Origin of the sequence: Pseudoalteromonas sp. APC 3691, assembly GCF_030408135.1 — a bacterium.
Lineage (GTDB): Bacteria > Pseudomonadota > Gammaproteobacteria > Enterobacterales > Alteromonadaceae > Pseudoalteromonas.
Map to the genome: position 1 here is coordinate 1 of NZ_JASDCB010000045.1, position 24,074 is coordinate 24,074.

Sequence of the window (24,074 nt, forward strand, 5' to 3'; positions counted from 1 at the left end):
TGTTATCTCCCAAAGCATGGAAGTTATTATGGTTAAAGAGAATAAAAACACCATTGCCTGAAACTGCTCCAAATATGTCATGGGCGTATCAGGAACTGGCAAAGTTAGGAGGCTGGAAAGATACCAAGCGCACAGGGCGTGCATCTGTGAAAGTGTTATGGCAAGGATGGCTTAAGTTACAAGCCATCCTGGAAGGCTACGATTTAGCAAAATCTCTTGAGTCAGACTTGTGATCAAGAGACAGCTATTTAGCGGCATTTTTATTTTAAGTTAATCTAAACTTGGTAATATTTGCTCACCAAACCATTCTGTTAATAAGCGTTTTTCGTAATATAGTGATTCGTCGCGGCCCATTTTAACTTTATCCATAAAGCCCATATCTTTGAGCTCCACATCAGTATCTTTACTAAGCACGGTACCGTCGTTATCGGTTAACGAATAATTAAGCTTAATGCGTGGAAAGTATATTGGTTTTACTACACGAATTTCCTCCATACCACCATAACGCACATCTCCCGCTAAATCTAAATCAGTAAACTCTACGTTTAACTTATAATCTTTTGGTAGTTGCTCAGCTAATTTAGACATATGTTTTTCAAAACTTGCCGCAATACTTTTGTGATACGAGCCCTTAGCTTGGTTAGACGCTCGCACATCACGATAATCATTAAAGTCATTCCATTTAACAACAGACTCACCAGCATGGGCAAGCGCAGGTAATGCGATACACATTGTTGTTGCTATTTTTTTAACTAAATTCATATCTTTCTCCAAAGAGGTAACCAATCACAAAAGTGTGGATTGGAGTAAACCTAAAATAGCTATTACTAGAGCTATTTTAGCACTTGTTTATTAACTATAACTTAATCTTACGAATCAAGTGTTACTTGTTTTGCACAAAATGTAATCAAAAATATTTTATGTGCTGATATCAAAAAAATACGATTAAAATCATATAAATTACAGATAAAGCATGTAAATCACCTCTATTTATGGTGAAATTAACTCAATTGATAAAAGGTACCCACGGAGCTTTCATGACTATTTTAGTAACCGGTGGCGCTGGCTATATTGGCTCGCACACTGTTTTAGAACTTTTACAGCAAGGTAACGATGTTGTTGTTATTGATAATTTAAGTAACTCATCACAAGAATCACTTGCGCGCGTAAAGAATATTACAGGCAAAGAGGCCACTTTTTACCAAGGCGATATTCTCGATAAATTCTTTTTAGATTCAGTATTTGCAAAACACACGGTTGATAGTGTTATACATTTTGCGGGCTTAAAATCAGTAGGCGAGTCGGTTGCAAAGCCCATTGAGTACTATCAAAACAATGTACAAGGTACGCTTACGCTTGTTGATGCAATGCGCGACGCAGGTGTATTTAAATTAGTATTTAGCTCGTCAGCTACGGTATACGGCGACCCTGCTAGCTTACCAATTAAAGAAGATTTCCCTGTAGGCGGTACTACTAACCCTTACGGCACATCTAAGCTGATGGTTGAGATGATGCTACAAGATATCGCTAAATCAGATGAGCGCTTTGCGTTTGCTATTTTGCGTTACTTTAACCCAGTGGGTGCACATGAGTCGGGCTTAATTGGTGAAGATCCTAATGGTATTCCAAACAATCTTTTACCGTTTATCGCACAAGTAGCGGTAGGTAAATTAAAGCAACTCGCTGTATTTGGAGATGACTACGACACAGTTGATGGCACTGGTGTGCGCGACTATATACATGTTGTAGATTTAGCGATTGGCCATTTAAAAGCGCTTGATAAAATTGCCAGCAGTACGGGTGCATTAGTTTATAACCTAGGTACTGGTAATGGTTACTCTGTACTACAAATGGTTAATGCATTTATTAAAGCAAGCGATCAGGCTGTACCCTATCAGGTTTCACCTCGCCGCCCTGGTGATATTGCAGCGTGTTATGCAGCGCCAGAAAAAGCACTTAATGAACTTGGCTGGGAAGCAGTGCGCGGTATTGATGAAATGATGCAAGATACCTGGCGCTGGCAGTCAAATAACCCTAACGGTTATAAAGGTTAAGCAAAAACGGCAAGTGAGCAAATATAGAAATTACGAGCTTCGCTCGTTACGCCAGCAAGCTGCGCGTCTACAGGTAATTTAACCACAGCGTTAAGTTTTGACTGTAGGCGTTGAGCTTGCTCACGCGAAAAGCGCAGCTTTTAATTACTTATATTTAAATACTTATATTTAAATACTTATATCCAGTATTTAATAACGAGTATATTCGTTATGTCTGTGCCCACTGTCTTAGTAAGTTATGGTACACACCTGTTAATTGAATAATCTCTGGGCTATCTTCTACTTTGCTGCGCAAACTTTGAATCGACATATCTAAATCAAATAACAAACCACGTTTTTCGTCGCTGTTTACCATGCTTTGCAGCCAAAAAAATGAGGCTAATCTGCGCCCACTCGTTACAGGCATTACACGATGTAAACTCGTTGAAGGGTACAACACCATACTGCCTGCTGGGAGCTTTACGCTATGTGAGCCATAAGTGTCTTCAATAACAAGCTCACCACCCTCATAGTCTTCAGGGTCATTAATAAATAACGTCATTGATACATCTGTACGAATTTTTACTGGCGTACCCGGCACTTGTCTAATTGCATTATCTACATGCACACCAAACGATTGCCCGCCTTGATAGCAATTAAATAACGGAGGAAAAATTTTTGCAGGAAGCGCAGCGGACATAAACAAATTACTACGCGCAAGTGCTGCCATAATAATATCGCCAAGCTCTTGGCATTCAGGACTATTTTCAGGTAGCTGTAAGTTATTTTTTGCTTTGGTTGATTGATGACCTGCGGTAATACTGCCATCGGCCCACTGCGCTTTAAGCAAAACCTCATGGCAATACGCCACTTCTTCTTTCGTTAATAGCTCTGGAATTTTAACTATCATGTGCGCCCTCTCACATTTTCATCAAATAATTAAGGGCAGGTAATAGGCCTGCCCTTATGCTTACTTTTATTTTTTAATTTGTTTTAAAATTAAAAAGAGTAGCTCGCTGTTAAACTAAACTTACGACCATCACCTGGTACAAAGTGTCCACCACCTAACTGATCAACGTAATCTTTATCACCTAGGTTTTCACCATTAAGCTGCAGGCTCAAATCTTTTGATATGTCATACGCAACCATCAGGTCAAAAATAGTATAACCTGGCGCACGAGAGCGTGTTGACGTAGTGCCGTTGTAACGCTCACCTACATACTGCGCACCTAAACCAAACGATAACTTATCCGACATATCGTACGTAGTCCAAACACTTGCGCTATTTTTAGGCGTACGCGCAAGCTCGTTACCAATTTGAGTTGCGTCGTCGCCTAATGCTTCTGTTACTTCGCTATCTTGGTAAGTGTATGAAGCAATTACAGTCCACTCTTTAGTAATTAGGCCCGTTGCTGAAAGCTCTAAACCTTGAACGCGCTGTTCACCACCAAGTATTTCGTCACTTGAGCTATCTGCAAATGGGTCATCAGTACGGGCATTGGTTTTTTCAGTACGGAAAAGTGCAGCATTAGTTTGCAGGCGGCCATCCATTAGGCTCCATTTAGTTCCTAATTCATAACTACGGCTTTCTTCTGCGTCTAAATCAGCTGCATTTGAACGCGTAGATACCGTTAGGCTTTCCGCCGATGGATTAAATGAATTACCTGCGCCTAAATACACACTGCCATTTTCTGTAGGTTTATAAACTACAGCTGCATTCCAGCTAAATAAATCGTCACTTGTAGAAATTAAAGCGCTTGGATCATTGTAATCGTTGTGATAATCCGTAGTGAAGCTATCAAAGCGAATTCCACCTGTAACTTCCCACTGCTTGTTAAGCGTCACTGTATCAAATGCATAAATAGCTTGGTTTTTAGCTTTAGCTTCAATGCTTGTACCGTCACGGCCGTACACACCCGTAAATGCAATTGTTGCGTCAGGGTTGTATAAGTCATTGCGTATTCCATCTTCAATCAGGTTATCAGGCGTAGTTGCAACAAAGTTATGGCGTGTAAACGTTTCATTTGCAAGTTCAACACCCACTACTACGTCGTGAGTAAAGCCAGCAAATTCATAGTTACCAATTAAATCAACTTGAAGTGCAGCAAGTGAATTTTCAGTATCACGTGTTTTTTCATCTGCAAAGGTAATGTCAGTGTCTGTTGTAACCGAGAAATAACGCGGTGCAGTTGTTACTGACTCACGCTTAACTTTACCTAAGCGACCTTGCACACGTAACGTAGTATTTTGAGAAAAATCATACTCATAACGAGCTGTTGTTGAGTAAGCTTCAATATCTTCGTAATCACGGTAAATATTACCGTAAAAGTTATCAAAGTCGACAGGAGAAGGTGAGCGTGCACTATCTGCAAGTTCAGCTACAGGCGTATCACTGTAAACCCAAGGAATACCATAATCTGGTAAATTGTCTTGGCGTTGATACTCTAGGTTTAAATCAAAACGGCTGTTTGTACCAAGCCCTGTTGCAAATGCAAACGCAACAGCATTTGTTTCGTTTTCAACATGATCGCGACCTGCAACATCACCTTTATCAGTAAGAAGATTAATACGTAGTGCGCTTGTGTCGTTTACTTGAATGTTAGTATCAAAACGACCACGGTAATCGTTTTCTGTACCTAAACGTAGAGAAACGTCGTTAAAGTTGTCTAACTTCGCCTTTTTACTTTCTAAATTAACACTACCACCTGTTGCGCCACGACCAGAAACTGCAGAGCCTGGGCCTTTTGCAACTTCAACGGCTTCAATGTTGTAAATATCACGTGTGTAACCTGCAACATCGCGAATACCATCAACAAAAATATCATTTGTTGCACTAAAACCACGAATCGACATGCTATCGCCAGTAGGTGAGCCACCCTCACCTGCTGCTAAAGAAATACCTGAAACATTACGCAAAGCATCACGTAGGCTATCTACGTTTCTGTCTTTCATTACCGCTTGGTTGATTACTGTTACCGTTTTAGCTGTATCGAGTAGCGGTTGAGTGTATTTATGCGACGTTGATTTTTCTACAACATAACTAGACTCAGTTTTAGTTTCTGCTTTGGTTACCGATAGTTCTTGAACATCCTGTGCACTTGCCCAAGTTGAAAGCGTAGCTGTAACAACCGCTGCAATTGGCTTCACGTACGCATTTCCTTTATTCGATGGCTTACTCATGGTTACTCCGTAGTTTTTATTAAGCACTTAACTATTGTTAATTTAAGGTACATATTTAATTTCGGCGAAATCCTACCACTCAAACAACTCAATGTAAACGATAACTGTTATCAATTGCATTGTTATGTGAATTCCTATATTGTATACACACTCAAAAATTAACAGTAATTACGTCCTTGTAATTGCTTGTCGTAACTTTCAGGATTGTTGTTAAGTAATGCGAAGCTTAATTAAACCAATTAGCGTAGTTATCGCGCTTTGTAGCACTATGGCAGTAAAAGCCGACACTGTTAGTGAGCTAGAACAACTCGTTAATAAATGGCTACAAATAGAAAATCAAAACACAGAATTAAATACTCATTGGCTTGAACAAAAAAGCAGTATGGAGCAAACCTTAACGCTTCTAAATGCTGAGCAGCAGCAACTTAGCGAGCTTAATCAGCGAAGAAAAAAAAGCACCAGTGAGCTTGCCCAAAAACGCGAACAACTTGTAACTCAGCAATCAAAACTTGAAAATGATCAACAGCAATTAAATGATCAACTAGCACGTATTTCTGGGCAATTACTTTCATTACAAGTGCAACCCCCCCCGCCACTTTTAAGTAGTTGGAAAAACGCCGGTGATTTAAGCGACTCACAACTCAGTACAACTGACAAATTACAAACAGCGCTAAAAATGCTGACCCTACTTAATGATTTTCAACAACGTATTTCAATTCACGAAATGGCTATTAAACACCCTGACGGGCAAGAAGTGTGGGTAAAGCAGCTTTACTTAGGTGCAGCTCAAGCATGGTTTGTAAGTGAAGATTTAAGTTACGTAGGTATTGGTTTTCCAAGTGACTTAGGTTGGCAGTGGGAATTTGACCCAAGCATTAATGCTGAGCAAGTTGCACTGGGTATTGCTGTACAGCAAAAAAAGCACGCTGCTGATTGGGTAACACTCCCAATATTAAGTTATGTAAATAAAACCAGCAAGGGGCTAAATAATGGCTACTAACAGCATAATTGCAGCATTTAGCGCCACAGTGTTACTTTTTAGTGCAAATATTTCTTTTGCAGCTAGCAGTGATGATGCTAAACAAAGTATTTTAAGTGATATTAAAACAGCGCAACGTACTCTAAATAAAACTCAAAATAGTATTTCAAAAGAGCAAGCTACCCTTGCAAAGCAAATTTTTACCAAGCAGCAATCGCTCAGTAAATTGCGCACGCAAGCAGCCGTTAATCGCCGTCTAGCTGACGAAAATACGTTAAGCCTTGATCAGTTACAAACCCGATTAGACACTTGGCAACAGCAGCAGCAATATCAATTAAACTTACTTAGCCGTTTTGTGCGCCAAAATACCAGCAACAGTGCTAGCAGTAACGAGTCGACTAATAATCAAAACGAGTTATTAAACCGCGTTATATCGCAAATTAATAATCAAGAACAGGCACTTTACCCACACTTTAATAAGCAATCGATTGTGCTCAGTAATGGCGAATTAAGCCAAGCTAGTACTCTTCAAGTAGGGCCTGTTGCATGGTTTAGTACGCAAACACCTAAACTTATGGGCTTATTAAATTTGGATGATGAATCTAGTGCATTAAAAGTAGCGTTAGTGCAATCAACAAGTAACGATAACCCACTCGATAATACTTTAAATCAAAATGGTGCAGGCTCAACATTACTTACTTTTGATCCTAGTTTAACGCACTTAGTAACTAGCCAAGCCCAACAAGAAAGTCCGCTTGAACACTTAGAAAAAGGCGGCTTATGGGCCATCCCTATTATTTTATTTGCCTGCTTTGCACTAACTATTGCGCTATTAAAAGCCGCACAACTACTGCGTTTAAGTAAAATTAAAATGCACTCTCAAATGCAATTACAGCAATTTTTTAAAGCTGAAAATAGCAGTGAATTTACAGGCATGCAGCAGCAGTTATTTAACTTAACGCTGCAAAGCGAAAAAGGCCAAGTACGAGACGATCAATTATTTAACCAGTTAATTCATGATAAGCATAAACTCGACAACTTTATTGGCGCTATTGCCGTTACGGCCGCAGTAGCTCCATTACTGGGCTTATTAGGCACTGTTAGCGGCATGATCGAAACATTTAAAATGATGACCTTGTTTGGCTCAGGCGACCCAGAAGTGGTATCGGGCGGTATTGCACAAGCACTTATAACAACTGAATTAGGTTTAGTCGTTGCTATACCAGCTCTGGTATTAAATGCACTGTTATCGCGTAAAGCAAAAGCGTACTACAGCCAACTAGAAGGCTTTGCATTACAGCTAAGCCAACTAGAAAAAGGAGAAAACAATGTTTGAAAAAATCGTTAGTAACCCTATATGCTGGTGTATTCTTTTACTCGCTTTATTTGTATACCAGCTGATTTTTCATGACTTACTGCACCTTAAACAATACCAAGCGCAGCGCAAAGGTTATTGGCAAGAAGTTAGCTCTATTTTAACAGCAGCGCTTCCGCTACTTGGTTTATTAGGCACCATTGTTGGTTTGCTTGATACATTTAAAGTAATGGCGCTGGGCCATAACGAGTTAATGAGTGACGCCATTGGTGATGCATTACTAACAACTCAATTGGGCCTTGTGTGCGCTATTCCTGCGTGGTTAATGCAAGCTTACTTAGCGTATTCGCAGCGTAATCCTAAATTACATACGTTAAGTAAACAGTTAGGGTAACACTATGCAATCACGATTAAAGCACAAGCTAGAGCAAGAAGCGGGGCAACATATCGATATGTCGCCGCTACTTGATGTGGTATTTATATTGCTAATATTTTTTATTGTTACAACCGTATTTGTACGCGAAAGCGGCGTTGAAGTTGATAAACCACAAGCCGTATCGGCCAGCCGTCTTGAGCAGCAAGTTATATTTTTAGCAATAACCGACTCTCAACAAGTATTTTTTGATGGTAGCCAAATTGGTGTTGCTGGCGTGCGTAGTAGTGTCGAGCAAATGTTAAAGCAGCAACAACGCCCTGTAGTTATTCAAGCTGATAAAACAGTACCTACTGAGTTACTTGTTCAAGTAATTGACGAAGCAAAGCTGGCAGGCGCGGCGCAAGTTAACTTAGCGACCAAGCAATAATATGCACACGATTAACTCGCCTCAAAAAACAAAAAACAATCGCCATCCACTTTTTGCATTTGGCCTTAGCTTAATTGTACTTAGCGCTGCATTACTACTTTTATGGCTTGGGCAACTTGCAGAGCATCATATAAAAGACAAAGTCGTTGTACGTGAGATTGCTATGGTGGCACTGCCACCACCACCTCCACCATCAATATCGCAACAGCAAACAAGTGAGCCAATGCAGAGCTTAGCGGTAGAGGGTGCAGGCGCGACTATTCAAGCCGTAAAAATTAAGATCACCAGCAATTTAACTATTGTAAAACCCGATACACCCATCGTAAAAGTAAACGCGCCACAATGGCAATCAATGAGTGTAAATTGGGATGCATTTAGCTTAAATCAACTCGATGGTCTCCCAACTTTGCTCACTCCTGTTAAGGCCGTTTTACCAAAAAGCTTAACCCGTCGAGGTGTTGATGTATTTACTGTAAAACTCGATGTATTTATTGATGAAAGTGGCAAGTTAAGTTTAATTGAGGTAGTACAAAATCCATACCCTGAACTTAAACCAGCTATCGACAAAATTATTAAACAAAGCCGCTTTAGTGCACCTAAAAAAGAAGGTGAAACCGTACGCGCTCGCTTTATTTGGCCAATCGAATTTAAACCTTAAGCCTATTAAAATGAAAAACATGAACGTAATTAAAACGCTAAAACCATTAACTCGCGCAGTTATCACTACTTTAATGTGCTCACTCCCTTTATTAGGTGTAAGTAGCGTGCATGCAAGCGCCGTGAGTACACCATTAAAAAGTGCGCCACTAAAAGTAACTTTATCGCCTAGCGATCCAACATGGCAGTTGGCTATAAATAATAAATTACTAGGCCCCACAGAGGTTCTTATTGAGCCGACCGAGCGCGGTTTTGCTCGCCAAGTACAACCACTATTACAAGCCGGTAATTACAGTGAAGTTGCGGCGCTATTTAAAGGCCGTGATATAAGCCAAGATAGCACTGCTTTAAACTTATTACGTGCACAGGTTTTGCTTTCAACAAAAGACTTTAATAACGCTGAACTAGCTTACCTAGCGTGTTTAAAAGCTTCACCTGATTTAGTAAAAGCACATCAAGGTTTGAGCCTTTTATACATGCAACAAGCAAAGTATGACAAGGCGCAAACGCACCTAGTTCACAGTATTGAACTTGGCCAAGCTGATGCACAAAGTTATGCGCAACTTGCTTATATACATGTGCAGCATAGCCAACCTTGGAGCGCAGTAGCGGCGTACCGCCAAGCGCTTATGCTAGCGCCAGAAACAAGCCAATATCAACAAGGGCTATTGTTTGCGCTAATTGAATCGGGTGACTTAAGTCAGGCAAATGCATTATTAAAAGAATTACTTAATAAAACCCCTAATAATGCTGAACTTTGGCTACAACGTGCACAAATAGCATTACAGCTTGATCACAAAAAGCAGGCGCTTGCTGCTATTGAAGTGGCCTTAAAACTCAACCCTAAAGATACCAGCAACCAGCTTTTAGCTGCCCAGTTGCATTTAAGCGAAGGCAGCACTGAACGCGCTGTTAGTTTATTAAAGCAAGGTTTAACACACGCAAATAAAAAACAGCAAATTGAGGTTATTAATACCACGATGCAAACGCTAGCTTGGCTTGTATCGGAGCAAAAATGGGATTTAGCTAAAGAGCTAATAGGCAGCGCAAAAAGATTAACTAAGCAGCTACCCCGTGATGACCAAGCTCAATTTTCTGTATACAGTGCACAACTTGCTATGCAGCAAGGTAATACTACGCGCGCTCTTAAAAGCTTAAATAACGCACTTAAAATAAACCCGAATTTAGGTGATGCCCTACTTAGTTTAGCGAGTATTTATCGCAGTAAAAATCAGCTTACCCAAGCTAAACTTATGTATGTTCGTGCACAAGCCCTACCTGATTATCAACTATCGGCATGGCTTGGGTTATCGCAAATAGCGATTGATTCTAAAGAATACCCGAGTGCGCTAAAGCATCTTAGAAAAGCATTACAAGCAAACCCGGAGCGCCAAGACTTAATTACTAATATTCGCGCCCTTGAGAATATAGTGCGCCAAGAAGGATAAGTTTATAAATTTTACGCGAGCAAGCCAGGCGTCTCCAGATTAAGTTTAACTCCTTGGTTAAACTGACTTGTAGCCGCGCAGCTTGCTGGCGTGTAAAAACGCAGTTTTTAAAATGGCTTAATAATTAGAAGCTACGCTTCTCACGTGAGCAAGCTCTACGTCTACCGGTAAAATTTGACGCCGTGGTTAAACTGACTTGACGCACAGGCAAGCTCACTGACTTCGATGTGATAAATGATAGCTAATCATTTATCAATGAGAGATACAAGACGCACAGCTTGCTGGCGTGACGAGCAAAGCTCGTAATTTCTATGTTTTAATGTCTTCTCATTTACTTCTCTTTGTGCAATAAGTTTTTAAGTGATTTATTCACAAAGAGGCTAAAAAGAAGCTCACGCTTCAACGTGAGCAAACTCGTCTACAATATATATTAAAGCGTTACCAATTTTGCATTTCGACTATGCGCGATTGCGTGCGCGCATATTCAAAGCTCAGTTTTTTACCTTTATACAAATGTTCAATGTCGGTTTGAGCATTTATCACCAGCAATTTATGGCAATCGTAAAACTCATCTACTAATGCAATAAAGCGCCGTGCTTCGTCGTCAAAGGTGTGCTCATCAAGCGTTTGTTTTTCGCGCTGGTAGCTATCTTCTATACCGTGAACAATAACTTTACCCGTTGCATTAACACCCATTTGCGGCACGTTCGATACATATAACACATCAAATTGCGTTGCTAAAAACATATAATCGTTAGCACTACGTGGGCCTGAACATAGCGCCATAAAATCAATCATCAAGGCATTATCGGCTCTTAATAAATAAGGTAAATCGCGGCCATGCACAGTAATTGTATTGCTGCATGTTACAGCCGGATACGAAGCTAAAAACTTATTTTCAAAATCGTGATTTGATAAATTAATAAAATAGTGACGACTGTTTTTACCATATCTAAAGCGGTGATCGTCCTCCCCTGCCACGTTAATGATATGGCAGTAACTATTAATTAAATCGATAGTAGGTAAAAATCGCGCACGTTGCAGGCCGTTGTAATAAAGCTGCTCTGGCTTTGCGTTCGATGTGGCCACCAGCACAACACCTTGTTCAAACAACGCATTGAACAATCTCGCCATAACCATAGCATCGCCAATGTCGCTCACAAAAAACTCGTCAAAACACAGTATGCGGATGTTTTTAGCCCACTGTTTTGCAATCAAAATTAATGGATTTTTTTGACCTTGTAGCTGCGAAAGTTGGGCATGTACTTGTGCTATAAAATGATGAAAATGCAGCCGCTGCTTTTGTTCAATTGGTAGGTTTTTATAAAATAAATCCATTAACATGGATTTACCGCGTCCTACGGGTCCGTATAAATAAACACCTTTTATTAAGGGCGCTTTTTGCCACCATGATGTGTGAGCTTGAAGTTGCTCGCTTAGCGTATTTAAAGCTTCCACTGCATTTTGCTGCGCAGCATCAAAACACAGTTCACCTGTGTCTATTTTTGCTTGGTAAAGGCTTAAAATTTGTGTGCTGTGCACTGTCATGGTATTTCACTATCGGCTATAATCGCGCCCATTGTAGCCGACTAAAAATGTGAACCAAAATGAAATTCCCTTGCCGCTTAGATAAATTTATTAGCCACTTAGCTGAAATACCGCGCACGCAAGCCCGCGCTAGTATAAAGCGAAAAGAAGTAAGCGTTAATGGCGAAGTAATCACATCACATAATTTTCAGTTAGCCCAGCAAGATGAAGTACTGCACCAAGGTACGCCTTTGGTATTTTTAGGTAAACGCTATTACATGCTAAATAAACCTGTTGGCTATGTATGCGCTAACAGTGACGAGCTACATAAAACTGTTTTTGACTTACTTGATGAGCCAAATATGAGTGACTTTCACGTGGCAGGCCGCCTTGATATAGACACCACAGGGTTAGTTATTATTACTAATGATGGCGATTGGTCACATAAAATCACGTCACCTAAAAGCAATAAATTTAAAACCTACCTAGTCGAAACTCAAGAGCCTATTACCGATGAAGCACTTGAGCAATTACGAACAGGTGTCATGCTGCATAACGAAAAAGATTTAACTCGCCCAGCTATAGCAGAGAGACTTGCTAATTACGGCCTGCGTTTATCAATAAGTGAAGGAAAGTATCATCAAGTTAAGCGTATGCTTTACGCGGTAGACAACAAAGTAGTTGAGCTACATCGCGAGCAGATTGCGGGAATTACCCTAGATGAAAACTTGGCTAGCGGTGAATATCGACTATTAACAACTCAAGAAATCAAACTATAAAAGCGCTTTAAAGGAGCCTAAGTTTGGATATACTAGGGCGTGTTGAACTTTGTGGATTGAAATTTGTTCAATCTAGGGGCGATTTAATCGCGGCGCGAGGTTTGTAACCTAGTGGGCTAAGTAAAAATCGAGCAACAAAGAGTTAATCGCCCCTAGAAAGAACCCAAAGGGCAGAGCATGTTTGGCATTTATGCTGCGTTATCGCCTAATTATGGGGAATAACCACACTACATAGGCTCTGCCTTGCCTAAAAACCAAACATACTACTGCAAATTCAACCACCAACGTTCAACACGCCCTAACTAAAACAATATAGCCAAACTTTTACTTGAGCCTGTTGGCTTGCTCTACTAAAATAGCGCCCTTCAAAATCACTAAGGTCGGCCGTGTTAGTTAACTACAATCCCCCTATGAGTCCGTATTTAACAATACTTTTTCAGGATGACGACTTACTTATAGTTAATAAGCCAAGTGAGTTATTAACTGTTCCAGGTAAAGATCCTAAACATGCCGACAGCTTAATTAATCGCGTTAATCGTGTTTTTCCAACAGCACGAATAGTGCACCGCTTAGATATGGCGACTTCTGGCATACTGTGCCTTGCCATGAATAAAGCAGCGCACAGACATTTAAGTATGCAGTTTCAAGAGCGCGAAACAGCTAAACGTTACATAGCACGTATATTCGGACATCTTGAAGCTGAAACAGGATCAGTAGATTTACCCCTTATTTGTGATTGGCCTAATCGCCCTAAACAAATGGTTGATCACGACAGAGGTAAACCTTCACTTACGCATTTTAAAATACTTGAGCGTGAAGAAGATGCAACCCGTGTAGAACTAACCCCCATCACTGGTCGCTCGCATCAACTACGTGTGCATATGTTAAGCCTGGGTCATCCTATTTTAGGTGACAGGCTTTACGCCCACAAAGAGGCACTTGCTGCCGCTCCTCGCTTACAGTTACATGCTAAAATGCTGCAATTAAAGCACCCTAAAACTGAGCAAGTACTTACTTTTGAAGCTGAGCCAGAATTTTAACCGGCGCAAATACTTCGTAAATTATTAAACTTTTAGATAACCTTGCCGATACCTAACTAATTGTCATTAGTTAGGTGCGTTATGCTATTTTCACGGTTTTTAAAAGGCGCTTTTTATATACAGCTCAGCTGTGCGCTACTTTTAGCTAACCCTATCAACGCGGCGGAATATATTGTCCCACCTAGCCTATCAAGTATTGAAAAGAGCGACATTGAACGACTTCTTCCAAGCGATGAAGTAAAACCAATATTAGCGGGCGAAACAGAATTTTTAAGTCTTTATAGCGAATATATGAGCGCTGATTTTAGAGGAGTAGTATTACTTATACCCGATTGGCACTCTTCACCTACCAATAACTCAGGCATGAGTTACTTGCGTAAAGAGCTTAATAATTTAGGTTACAGCACCTACGCAATGACAGTGCCCGACATTGATTGGCAAACTAGTAAAATGGCAAAAACAACGCCCAGCGAAACCGAAGCTGCGCCTAGTAAAGCCGAGGAACCTGCATCATCCGACACAACAGCAAACGCCCAATCGCAGCCTGCAAAAGTAAAAGAAGAACCTCATTACGTTAATGCAATTGAAAAAGTAACTGACGACATACTTGATAACTATAAAATAAATCTCATCTCTCGTTTTAATGCGCTGTATCAAACCGCTATGGAAGATTCGAGTAATATAGTGGTTATAGCACAAGGCACGAGTGCGGGTGTGTTGTTGGAGTACTATGCAGATTTTCCAGATGAGAGACTGGATGCGTTTATAAGTTTAAGCAGTTATCTACCTAATACCAAGCGTAACGAAAGCTTGAGCCAAACAGCATCACTTGTTGCACCCGCCTTGCTTGATATTTACTACGCAAATGACAGCACAGACATTTTAATGAGCCTTAAAAATCGTCAGCGATGGGTTAACCGAAATGCAAAATTTGATTACCGCCAACGCCAGTTGTTTGGCCTGCGCGATCAACCCGATCAACACGCACGCCTAACAAAAGAAATAGACGGTTTTTTACGCCGACTTTTTTAAATACTCATAAGCAGCTTGAATATCTTGGCTCTTTTTAACAGCCAGTTCCATCATGTGTTTTGGTAGGCCTTGCGACACTAACTTATCAGGGTGGTGTTGCGACATAAGTTTACGATACGCTACTTTTATATCACGCTGCGTTGCATCGCTATTTAAACCTAATAACGCCAATGCTTGCGCACGGTTCATGTTATTATTTGGCGGTACATGGTGCCCAGAACCTTCACGGTAACTACTACTTTGACCTTGGTTTTGTTGCTGCTGATTAAATTGCTGCTGTTGCTTTCTAAAGTTAAACTCTGCTTGGTAGCGCTTTAATACAAATGCAAAACGTGTTTTAGAAATACCTAACTGTTTACTTACTTCTGCTAATAGCTGCTTTTCTTGTTCGGCTAATACCCCATCAGAAAATGCCATTTGAATTTGTATTTCTAAAAACAACTGTATTAGATCGTTTCGTTTAGCAAAGCGTTCTTTAAAATCGTGTACTGTTTCTTTAAGTGAAAAGTCGCTCTCTTTACCTGACTGAAATGCATGTTGTGCTTCGCGGCGTTCTTCACCTTTTAAGCCCATTTCATCCATAAACAAGTTAGCCGCTTTTATATGTACTTCGCTAACACGACCATTCGACTTCGCAATATGCCCCATAACAGCAAAGCAGCTTGAAAAGAATAAAGCTTGGCGCTCATTTACGTCGTCACCACTAAATAAGCTAGAAAAACCACCTGCTTTATCAAAGTTATTTTTTAAGCTTTTATCAAATAAATGACCTAGGTATAAACCTAAAATGGCACCAAATATTTTGCCAAACATAAAGCCAAAACAAAAACCGAGAATTTTTCCCCACATCTATAATACTGCCTTCTTAAAAATTGAGTTGTTACGCCTCAAGGCGCTTGTTTAATTGGTTTAAACGCTCTGGTGTACCAATATCATCCCACTGCCCTATATAGAGCTCAGTAGAGACTAAATGTTCATTTAGCTTTTCACGTAAAATAGGCCCTAGGGGGCGAATACCTTGCGTTAATCCTTTAAAAAAATCAGCCTGATAGCGGCCAATCCCCGAAAATGTATATTTTTGACTATCAGGCGACAAATGGCTCAACGCAAAGTCGCCATCTGGATTGTGTGGCGGGTTTTCTATAAGCACTATGTGCGCCTCACCGGGTTGCAAATGAAGTTGCATTAGCGCACTTACATCATAGTCGGTGTATACATCGCCATTTATTACAATGAACGAGTCGCCCAACAACGGTAACGCTTCAATAATACCGCCGGCAGTTTCAAGGCCACCTTCAACTTCTTGGCTATAAAGTATATTTACGCCCAATTGACTGCCATCTTTAAAGTAGTCTTTTATTTTATCACCCTGCCACGCAAGGTTTATTACAATATCGGTAATGCCGGCTGCTTTAAGGTTATTTATATGGTGCTCAATAAGTGGTTTTTCTGCCACTTTTAACATTGGCTTTGGCATATTTTGCGTTAGCGGCATCATTCTTTGCCCGCGCCCTGCAGCTAAAATCATCGCTTTCATGAGCGCTCCTTTGCCAACTTTTCAGTCACTTTTGGCACTATGGTATTTTTTGTCCACTCACTCAATGCTTTAAGCTCTGGATAAATTGCTGCCACTTCAATAATGTAATCAAGCGTCGGTAAAATATTATCTAAATAACCTGTTTTACCATCGCGTAAATACAATCGACAAAATATACCCGCAGCCTTTAAGTGGCGCTGTAATCCGGTTAAATCAAACCAATATTTAAACTCATCGAATGAAGTGTTAGCCATTAAATTTTGAGCTGTAAACTCTTGATAAGCAAAATCAAGCAAACTTGTTAATTCTTGCTCTGGCAATTTAAAGTAGCAATCGCGCAGCAGCGATACTAAATCGTAGCAAAGCGGCCCGCGTACAGCATCTTGATAATCTATAATTGCCCACTGGCCGTTACTATTCATAATATTACGGCTATGGTAATCACGATGAACGGTAACCGTTGGTTGCTCAAGCATCGCCTTTATTAATAGCTCTGAACTTGTTTGCCACATTATTTTTTGTTCGGCACTGAGTGACTCATTAATAAAGTCGCTTACTAACCACTGGCTAAATATATCAAGCTCTAGCTTTATAAAATCTTCGTTATACGCTTGCATAGCAGAAGCTGTGGGCGTTTTTGCCCACTGAGCACTTAAACTAATTAATGCTTGGTAATGCTCGGTGCGATTTGCATCATCAAGCATGTCAGCTAAGTGCGTACTGCCTAAATCACTGAGGATAAAAAAGCCCTGTTTTTCATCGCTTGCAATAATAGTGGGAAGTAAAAAACCTTGCTCAACAAACACCTGGTTTAGCGAAATGTAAGGTTCGTTATTCACTTTTTTTGGATCTGAGTCCATCACTATTAAATGTTTATTATCGTGATTTAAACGATAATAACGGCGAAAGCTAGCATCCCCCGTGATCGCGTTTAAAGTATGCGACTTGGCATTAAGGTGTGTGTTTATAAATTGTTGTAAATTCTCAAAGCGTGTCATTTTATTAGATATCTATTTTTATAGGTCAATTACTGTAATTGCCATTATTTTCCTTTATTATGTGTATATTATATTAAACACAAAGTATTAAGGTCGATAAATGAGCAAAACCTGGGGCATATTGATGCTAAGCGTAGTTAGCGCACCATCGCTTGCCGAAACTGAACTGGCACACAACCTTTGTGGCATTTCAATGCAAACCAGAGCTTGGCAACCACTTGAAGGCCTTAACCTTGGTGAAGTTGATATTCAAGCTGATGATGTTGAGCTACTTGGCACTCAAAGCGCTGAATTTACCGGCAATGTTGATATTAACACCCTTAAGATGAGTTTGTCCGCACAAACTGCGTTGATAGACAAACAGCGTGGTTTATTAAATGCAACGGGGCCAATCACTTATCAAGACTACGTAAGCAAAGTTAACAGCACCGGATTAAATGCCGATTTAAATAATTCAGAAGTCAGTTTGTTAGGCGCCGACTACAGCCTAACCGAACAACAAGGTAAAGGCGGCGCTGAAAAGCTCACTGTTAATCAGTCTGGCCTATTACTCATGAATGCAAGCTTTACTGCTTGCCCAAGTGACACCCCAGCATGGGAAATTGAAGCTGACGAAATAAACCTTTCACGCGAAGAAGGCTGGGGCGAAACATATAACGCCGTATTGCGTATTTTAGATACACCGGTTTTATATTTACCTTATTTTACATTCCCGCTAGATGAACGCCGTAAATCGGGCTTACTTACCCCGACTATTTCAAGTTCTGACAAATACGGCCTTGAAACAATTACGCCTTATTATTTAAATATTGCACCTAATTTTGATGCCACAATTACGCCTCGTTATATGTCTAACAAAGGGCTGCAATTACAGACAGAGTTTAGATACCTAACAGAGCAACACGAAGGCTTAGTAGGGATTGAATACTTAGATAGTGATGATTCTGAGCCTGATTTGAATGAACGCTACATGTTTCATTGGCAACAGCAAAGCTACCTAGGTGAAAACTGGCGCGCAAACGTTGATGTAACCAATGTGAGCGATGATAATTACATCACCGACTTAACTTCAAACTACGCAAGTAAAACCGATACTCAATTGTATCGTACTGGTTCACTGACCCATTTAGGTGATACATGGCGCACTGATATTAAAGTGCAAAACTTTGAAGTACTCGGCGATCACTTAGAGTCATACACTGCAATACCACAAGTTAATTTTACGCAAACAGCGCCTTGGCGTTTTGATAATTTTGACTTTAGTGTGTCGGGCGAGATTAGCCATTTTACTAATGATTCATCAGAAGTGGCCATAGACAGCGCAACTCGTGTACACGTAGAGCCAAAAGCACGCTACAACTACGCTACGCATGCGTGGTCATTTTTGTCTGAAGTAAGCTTATTACAAACTAATTATAAGCAAAGCGGAAACTTAACCGGCACGCAATACAGCGATACTGTATCGCGTACTATCCCAAAAGTACGTTTGTACTCTCAGCTTAATTTTGAGCGTGACGCATCTTACTTTTTTGAAGATGGTATACAAACACTAGAACCGCAAATTCAGTATTTATATACACCTAATAAAGAGCAGTCAGATATTGGCTTGTTTGATACAACCAAACTGCAAGATGATTATTATGGTTTATTTAGAGACGTGCGCTTTTCGGGTGTTGACCGTATAGCAGCTGCTAATCAGTTTACTTTAGGTGCTACAACGCGCTTATTTGATAAAAAACAAGAAGAAGTGTTTAACTTTAGTGCGGGCCAAATATTTTATTTAAGTGACGATGCCAAGCCAACAGAGCAAGGCTTAAACTCAGACACTAATTATAATGCACTATTTGCAGCTCAAACCATGTTACATTGGCACCGCCGTTGGTACCTCGCTGGAGGTATTCAATATGATACAGATGGCAAGCAAATGGTACAGTCAAATGTAACGCTAGATTATAAAGGTGATAATAATCAGCTAGTACAATTGAACCATCGCTATGCAAATGATGTCTCAGGAAATACAATCGAGCAAGCAGGTGTATTTACAAGTATTCCTATTAGCGACGAATGGCAATTTATTGCGAGCTATCATCGAGATCTTGAAAACAACAGAAGTATCGAAGTATTGAGCGGATTACAGTATGAATCATGCTGTTGGGCTATCCAAATTACTGGCCATCGCCAAATTGAAACTGATTTAAATCAGTCAATAGGACAAGAACAAGCAACTTTTGATTCAGGTATTAGTTTGAATTTTGTATTAAAAGGACTTGGCAGTAAAAGCCGTTATGATGCACAAAAATTATTACAACAAGGTATTTTTGGCTATCGTAGACCGTATTTTCTTAGTAACTAGAGTACTATCAGCAAGAGTAGTAAAAAGAATATGAATTTAAAAAAATTATTAACATCAGCAGTTTTAAGTGCCAGCCTTTGTCAAAGTGTAATGGCTGCACCAGTAGAAATAGATAAAGTTATTGGCGTTGTAAACCAAGGCGTAATTTTAAAAAGCGAAGTAGACACCATAATTGATCGTGTTAAAAAGCAAGCACAAGAACAAGGCCAGCAATTACCAAAAGATGAAACACTTCGTGTACAAGCTGTAGAGCGTTTAGTTAATCAAGCGCTTATGATGCAAATGGCTGAGCGTATGGGGTTACAAATCTCAGACAGCCAACTCGATCAAACTCTCGCTAACATGGCAAAAGAGCAAGGCGGAACAATCGCCGACTTACGCCGCACTATTGAAGGTTCGGGCGAAAGCTTTCAAGCTTACCGTGAAGAAATTCGTAAAGAAATCACAACGCAGCAAGTAACACGTGCAAGCGTTGATCGTCGTATTTATATTAGCGAACAAGAAGTTGATAACCTTTTAAAAATTATGGAAACCCAAGGTCAAAGTGCTGAAGAGTACGACATTGGTCATATTTTAATAGATATCCCTAACGATGCGACAGCTGACGAAATTGCTGATGCAAAAACACGTGCAGATAAGGTTATTGAGCTATTAAACGATGGCCAAGAGTTTAAGCGTATTGCTATTTCATCATCAAGCGGCTCTAAAGCACTTGAAGGTGGACAACTTGGTTACATGGGCATTAACGAAATGCCATCGCTTTTTGCTGAAGCAGTAAAAGGGCAAAAGAAAGGCGCTATTGTTGGCCCACTTCGCTCTGGTGCTGGTTTTCATATCATAAAAGTACAAGACGTTCGTGGTCTACAAGTTGTAGAAACAACTGAAGTACGTTCACGCCATATACTTATTAAACCTTCAATTATTTTAAGTGAAGAAAAAGCACGCTCAATGCTTGCAGGCTTTGCAAAAGACTTACGTGCAGGAACAGCCGACTTTGGTGAACTTGCTAAAGAGTACTCAGAAGATCCTGGCTCTGCACTTAAAGGTGGCGAGTACGATTGGACAGATCCAACTACCTACGTACCTGCGTTTAAAGATACATTACTTTCTCTTAAAGAAAATGAAATAAGCGAACCGTTTAGAACACAGTTTGGTTGGCATATTGTGCAGTTACTTGGCAAACGTGTAGCTGATAAAACTGAACTAGCTAAACGTAACCGTGCTCACGGTATGTTGTTTAACCGTAAATTTAAGGAAGAAAGTTTTAACTGGCAGCAAGAAATGCGCGAGCAAGCTCACGTTGAAATTTTCCCTATAGACCAATAAATATGACTCTAAGAATTGCTATTACACCGGGTGAACCAGCCGGTATTGGCCCAGATTTGCTACTCACGCTTGCTCAGCAAGCGTGGGACGCTCAACTTATAGCGATTGCTGATGGCAAACTATTAAAAGAGCGTGCAAAGCATTTAGGCTTAACAATAAATTTAATTGAATTTGATGATAATGCCCCCGCCATAGCAGCACCTGCGGGCAGTTTGTATATTCATCAGGTTGATTTAGGTGCGGATGTAGAGCTTGGCGTACTAAACGACGGTAACGGCCAATACGTGTTAGATACCTTGCGTATAGCAAGCGAAAAAAACATGGATGGCACGTTCGATGCGGTTGTTACGGGCCCTGTTCACAAAGGCATTATTAACAAAGCGGGCATTTCATTTAGCGGGCACACTGAGTATTTTGCGCAGCAGTCAAATACTGCTGATGTCGTTATGATGCTTGCAACAGAGGGCTTACGCGTTGCACTTGTAACCACGCATATTCCACTTGCGTATGTATCGCGTGCCATTACACCAGAGCGCTTAACTAAAGTAGCGGGTATTTTAAATCACGACTTACAAACTAAGTTTGGTATAGAAAAACCACGTATTTTAGTGTGTGGCTTAAATCCGCATGCCGGTGAAGATGGCCATTTAGGCCGTGAAGAAATAGAAACAATCACACCAACGCTTGAGATACTTAGAAGCGAAGGTATGAATTTAATTGGCCCACTACCGGCCGATACCTTATTTCAAGATAAATACCTATCTGAAGCAGATGCAGTGCTTGCTATGTATCACGATCAGGGATTACCTGTGCTAAAATACAAGGGATTTGGTAAATCGGTAAATATTACCCTTGGCTTACCATTTATCCGCACATCAGTTGACCACGGTACTGCACTCGATTTAGCAGGGACTGGTACAGCTGACGTTGGCAGTTTTGAATTAGCGATCCGCGAAGCAATTAAGCTCGCCCAAGAAAAAGCACAAAATCAATGACCGATAAAGTACATTTAGGACACCGCGCTCGTAAGCGTTTTGGGCAAAACTTTTTATTTGATGAATCTATCATCGATAAAATAGTCTCTGCGATTGATCCTAAACCAGAAGACAACTTAGTAGAAATTGGCCCCGGCCTTGGCGCAATTACTGAGCCAGTAGCCGACTTAAGCGGCCATTTAACGGTTGTTGAATTAGATAAAGATTTAGCACAACGATTAATTGAACATCCATTTTTGGGTCCTAAATTAACCGTTAACCAAGGCGATGCAATGACGTTTGACTTTGCAAGCTTGGTTCGCGATGACAAAAAATTAAAAGTGTTTGGTAACTTACCTTACAATATTTCAACCCCGTTATTGTTTCACCTTTTTGAATTTTCAGATCATATTGAGCACATGCATTTTATGCTTCAAAAAGAAGTAGTAAAACGCATGGTAGCAGGCCCAGGTAGTAAAACATTTGGCCGCTTAAGCGTAATGACTCAATACTACTGTAATGCAATGCCGGTTGTTGAAGTACCACCTGAGTGCTTTAAACCAGCGCCAAAAGTTGACTCTGCGGTTATACGCTTAATACCTAAAAAGCCAGAGCAACGTACAGCAAAAAGCGTTAAAATTTTAAACACAGTGTGTTTAGAAGCCTTTAACCAACGCCGTAAAACACTGCGTAATAGTTTAGGTAATTTACTAACGGCAGAAGAGCTTACTAGCATTGGCATTGACATAACGCTGCGTGCTGAGCGCTTATCTTTACACCAATTTATTGATATAGCTAACTGGATTTATGACAACAAGCAGTAATATTGGATCGCCTGTAAAGGTGTCTGTAGAAACATTTTACGTAGAAGGTCAATCTCAACCTGAGCTTGATAAATACGTATTTGCTTACTCAGTAACGATTAAAAACCATAGTTTATGTAGTGCAAAATTACTAAGCCGTTACTGGTTAATTACCGATGCAAATGGCAAACAAGTAGAAGTTGAAGGCGAAGGCGTTGTTGGCGAAATGCCAGATATTGGCCCAGGCGAAAGCTATAAATACACCAGCGGTGCAATTTTAGATACACCTGTAGGCACTATGCAAGGCCATTACACGTTACGCAACGAGTTTGGCTCTGAGTTTCAGGCGCCTATTAATGTGTTTCGTTTGGCTTGCCCTAACATTTTGCATTAAGCACTTAGATGGCAGATTATGCGATAGGTGATTTACAAGGGTGTTTTAGTGAATTTAACACCCTTTTACAACGGGTTGATTTTAACCCAAGTAAAGATCACCTATATTTAGTTGGCGACATAGTTGCTCGCGGGCCAGACTCCCTAGCCTGCTTAGACTATATTTACCAACATCAAAATAGCATGACCATCACTTTAGGCAATCACGACCTTCACATGGTTGCCTGCTACTTTCTTAACAAACCCACTAATCCAAACGATAAATTACACTCAATATTTGAAAACCCTAAATTGGCTAACTACATCGCTTTTTTACAAACCCAGCCATTGGCATTAGAGCTTATAAAACATAACTGCTTTATATCTCACGCGGGGTTAAATCCCGATTGGTCTGTTGAAGATGCGCTAAAACAAGCCCAATTTGCACAAAGCTGTTATCAATCAAGTAACGCAAAAGCGTTTTTTGAACACATGTATCAGCCTCACCCCGCTAAGTGGTCGAATACCCTTGATGACTTTGCAAAGTTTAGATACATAGTTAATTACTTTACCCGCATGCGTTTTTTAACAAGTGATAACACACTCGAGCTTAATGCAAAGGGTGCAATAACCGACAGCGAAACTCTCACTCCTTGGTTTAACCACCCCAATATAGCTAAATCTAAACACGATATTATTTTTGGCCACTGGGCCGCACTTGAAGGTAGAACAGGTAATTCACGGGTTCACGCCCTAGATACAGGCTGCGTATGGGGTAACACCATGAGCCTAATGGAGCTGAGTACTAAAAAAGTAATTGTAGAAAATTCCCACCTTTCGTCTAAATAAACTGAAAAAAAACAATACATCTGTTAGATTTATCAATTAATAGTTAAAATTAATTAAAGTAATTGATTT

Annotated in this window: 23 protein-coding genes and 1 pseudogene; 17 read left to right on the top strand and 7 right to left on the bottom strand. The window is 40.3% G+C overall.

The genetic code is table 11. From position 1 onward, the window contains the following. Window positions 1-233 (top strand): annotated as a pseudogene (locus tag QL998_RS13995) (IS4 family transposase); the annotation flags it as partial. A gap of 37 nt (window positions 234-270) precedes the next feature. Here QL998_RS13995 and QL998_RS14000 read toward each other — a convergent pair. Beyond that, window positions 271-762, bottom strand: coding sequence for a DUF3016 domain-containing protein (locus QL998_RS14000; protein ID WP_290192904.1), 492 nt, complete (start codon window positions 760-762; stop codon window positions 271-273). A 275-nt stretch (window positions 763-1,037) separates the two neighbouring features. On the opposite strand from QL998_RS14000, the gene galE reads away from it, so the two are divergent. Continuing rightward, on the top strand, window positions 1,038-2,054 hold the full coding sequence (gene galE, locus QL998_RS14005; protein WP_007585049.1) for a UDP-glucose 4-epimerase GalE: 1,017 nt from the start codon (window positions 1,038-1,040) through the stop codon (window positions 2,052-2,054). Between the two features lie 208 nt (window positions 2,055-2,262). Here the strand turns inward: galE and QL998_RS14010 are convergent, their stop codons facing one another. Then, window positions 2,263-2,943, bottom strand: coding sequence for a Fe2+-dependent dioxygenase (locus QL998_RS14010; RefSeq protein ID WP_002960803.1), 681 nt, complete (start codon window positions 2,941-2,943; stop codon window positions 2,263-2,265). An 89-nt stretch (window positions 2,944-3,032) separates the two neighbouring features. Further along, on the bottom strand, window positions 3,033-5,213 hold the full coding sequence (locus QL998_RS14015; RefSeq protein ID WP_138488523.1) for a TonB-dependent siderophore receptor: 2,181 nt from the start codon (window positions 5,211-5,213) through the stop codon (window positions 3,033-3,035). A 217-nt stretch (window positions 5,214-5,430) separates the two neighbouring features. Between QL998_RS14015 and QL998_RS14020 the strand changes: the two genes are divergently transcribed. The 6 genes from QL998_RS14020 to QL998_RS14045 are packed head-to-tail and all read left to right on the top strand — an operon-like array spanning window position 5,431 to window position 10,415. Continuing rightward, the gene (locus tag QL998_RS14020) at window positions 5,431-6,213 is read left to right on the top strand and encodes a DUF3450 family protein (RefSeq protein WP_290192905.1); all 783 of its coding nucleotides are present in this window, start codon (window positions 5,431-5,433) and stop codon (window positions 6,211-6,213) included. Continuing rightward, a complete protein-coding gene (locus tag QL998_RS14025) occupies window positions 6,203-7,528 on the top strand; it encodes a MotA/TolQ/ExbB proton channel family protein (RefSeq protein ID WP_290192906.1) in 1,326 nt (441 codons plus the stop codon). Before QL998_RS14020 ends, QL998_RS14025 begins: the two co-directional genes overlap by 11 nt. Then, complete coding sequence (locus QL998_RS14030; protein WP_002960812.1) at window positions 7,521-7,901, top strand: MotA/TolQ/ExbB proton channel family protein; 381 nt, start codon at window positions 7,521-7,523, stop codon at window positions 7,899-7,901. Before QL998_RS14025 ends, QL998_RS14030 begins: the two co-directional genes overlap by 8 nt. 4 nt (window positions 7,902-7,905) lie before the next feature. After that, window positions 7,906-8,310 (top strand): biopolymer transporter ExbD, encoded by a 405-nt coding sequence (locus QL998_RS14035; RefSeq protein ID WP_010555259.1) that lies wholly within the window; start codon window positions 7,906-7,908, stop codon window positions 8,308-8,310. 1 nt (window position 8,311) lies between these two features. Next, window positions 8,312-8,968: an energy transducer TonB gene (locus QL998_RS14040; protein ID WP_182197050.1), complete on the top strand. Its 657-nt coding sequence runs from the start codon at window positions 8,312-8,314 to the stop codon at window positions 8,966-8,968. Window positions 8,969-8,987: 19 nt separating this feature from the next. Beyond that, window positions 8,988-10,415 carry a tetratricopeptide repeat protein gene (locus QL998_RS14045; protein ID WP_290192907.1) on the top strand — a complete coding sequence of 476 codons (1,428 nt, stop codon included), beginning with the start codon at window positions 8,988-8,990 and terminating at the stop codon, window positions 10,413-10,415. A gap of 438 nt (window positions 10,416-10,853) precedes the next feature. Here QL998_RS14045 and zapE read toward each other — a convergent pair whose 3' ends face one another. Next, window positions 10,854-11,963, bottom strand: a complete 1,110-nt coding sequence (gene zapE / locus QL998_RS14050) for a cell division protein ZapE (RefSeq protein ID WP_290192908.1) — start codon at window positions 11,961-11,963, stop codon at window positions 10,854-10,856. Window positions 11,964-12,022: 59 nt separating this feature from the next. On the opposite strand from zapE, the gene rsuA reads away from it, so the two are divergent. From rsuA to QL998_RS14065, 3 genes are all read left to right on the top strand, one after another. Next, window positions 12,023-12,721: a 16S rRNA pseudouridine(516) synthase RsuA gene (gene rsuA / locus QL998_RS14055; protein WP_182197047.1), complete on the top strand. Its 699-nt coding sequence runs from the start codon at window positions 12,023-12,025 to the stop codon at window positions 12,719-12,721. 386 nt (window positions 12,722-13,107) lie between these two features. Then, a complete protein-coding gene (gene rluA / locus QL998_RS14060; protein ID WP_290192909.1) occupies window positions 13,108-13,761 on the top strand; it encodes a bifunctional tRNA pseudouridine(32) synthase/23S rRNA pseudouridine(746) synthase RluA in 654 nt (217 codons plus the stop codon). A gap of 81 nt (window positions 13,762-13,842) precedes the next feature. Further along, on the top strand, window positions 13,843-14,793 hold the full coding sequence (locus tag QL998_RS14065) for a DUF3530 family protein (protein ID WP_290192910.1): 951 nt from the start codon (window positions 13,843-13,845) through the stop codon (window positions 14,791-14,793). On the opposite strand, the gene djlA is transcribed toward QL998_RS14065, so the two are convergent. Genes djlA through QL998_RS14080 form a run of 3 tightly spaced genes read right to left on the bottom strand, consistent with a single transcriptional unit; the run spans window position 14,776 to window position 17,328 of the window. Continuing rightward, window positions 14,776-15,642: a co-chaperone DjlA gene (djlA, locus tag QL998_RS14070; protein WP_024600316.1), complete on the bottom strand. Its 867-nt coding sequence runs from the start codon at window positions 15,640-15,642 to the stop codon at window positions 14,776-14,778. The genes QL998_RS14065 and djlA overlap by 18 nt on opposite strands. 31 nt (window positions 15,643-15,673) lie before the next feature. Then, the gene (murU, locus tag QL998_RS14075) at window positions 15,674-16,330 is read right to left on the bottom strand and encodes an N-acetylmuramate alpha-1-phosphate uridylyltransferase MurU (RefSeq protein ID WP_290192911.1); all 657 of its coding nucleotides are present in this window, start codon (window positions 16,328-16,330) and stop codon (window positions 15,674-15,676) included. Continuing rightward, window positions 16,327-17,328 (bottom strand): phosphotransferase, encoded by a 1,002-nt coding sequence (locus tag QL998_RS14080; protein ID WP_182197655.1) that lies wholly within the window; start codon window positions 17,326-17,328, stop codon window positions 16,327-16,329. Before QL998_RS14080 ends, murU begins: the two co-directional genes overlap by 4 nt. 100 nt (window positions 17,329-17,428) lie before the next feature. Between QL998_RS14080 and lptD the strand changes: the two genes are divergently transcribed. From lptD to QL998_RS14110, 6 genes are read left to right on the top strand one after another with little or no spacing between them, the layout of a single operon-like run. After that, complete coding sequence (gene lptD / locus QL998_RS14085; protein WP_290192912.1) at window positions 17,429-19,681, top strand: LPS assembly protein LptD; 2,253 nt, start codon at window positions 17,429-17,431, stop codon at window positions 19,679-19,681. 30 nt (window positions 19,682-19,711) lie between these two features. Next, complete coding sequence (gene surA / locus QL998_RS14090; RefSeq protein WP_002960833.1) at window positions 19,712-21,007, top strand: peptidylprolyl isomerase SurA; 1,296 nt, start codon at window positions 19,712-19,714, stop codon at window positions 21,005-21,007. 2 nt (window positions 21,008-21,009) lie between these two features. Continuing rightward, window positions 21,010-22,002: a 4-hydroxythreonine-4-phosphate dehydrogenase PdxA gene (gene pdxA / locus QL998_RS14095; RefSeq protein WP_290192913.1), complete on the top strand. Its 993-nt coding sequence runs from the start codon at window positions 21,010-21,012 to the stop codon at window positions 22,000-22,002. Beyond that, on the top strand, window positions 21,999-22,805 hold the full coding sequence (rsmA, locus tag QL998_RS14100) for a 16S rRNA (adenine(1518)-N(6)/adenine(1519)-N(6))-dimethyltransferase RsmA (RefSeq protein ID WP_290192914.1): 807 nt from the start codon (window positions 21,999-22,001) through the stop codon (window positions 22,803-22,805). Before pdxA ends, rsmA begins: the two co-directional genes overlap by 4 nt. After that, the gene (apaG, locus tag QL998_RS14105; RefSeq protein ID WP_290192915.1) at window positions 22,789-23,178 is read left to right on the top strand and encodes a Co2+/Mg2+ efflux protein ApaG; all 390 of its coding nucleotides are present in this window, start codon (window positions 22,789-22,791) and stop codon (window positions 23,176-23,178) included. The genes rsmA and apaG overlap by 17 nt, the downstream gene beginning before the upstream one ends. An 8-nt stretch (window positions 23,179-23,186) precedes the next feature. Continuing rightward, a complete protein-coding gene (locus QL998_RS14110) occupies window positions 23,187-24,005 on the top strand; it encodes a symmetrical bis(5'-nucleosyl)-tetraphosphatase (RefSeq protein WP_182197659.1) in 819 nt (272 codons plus the stop codon). The last annotated feature ends 69 nt before the right edge of the window (window positions 24,006-24,074 follow it).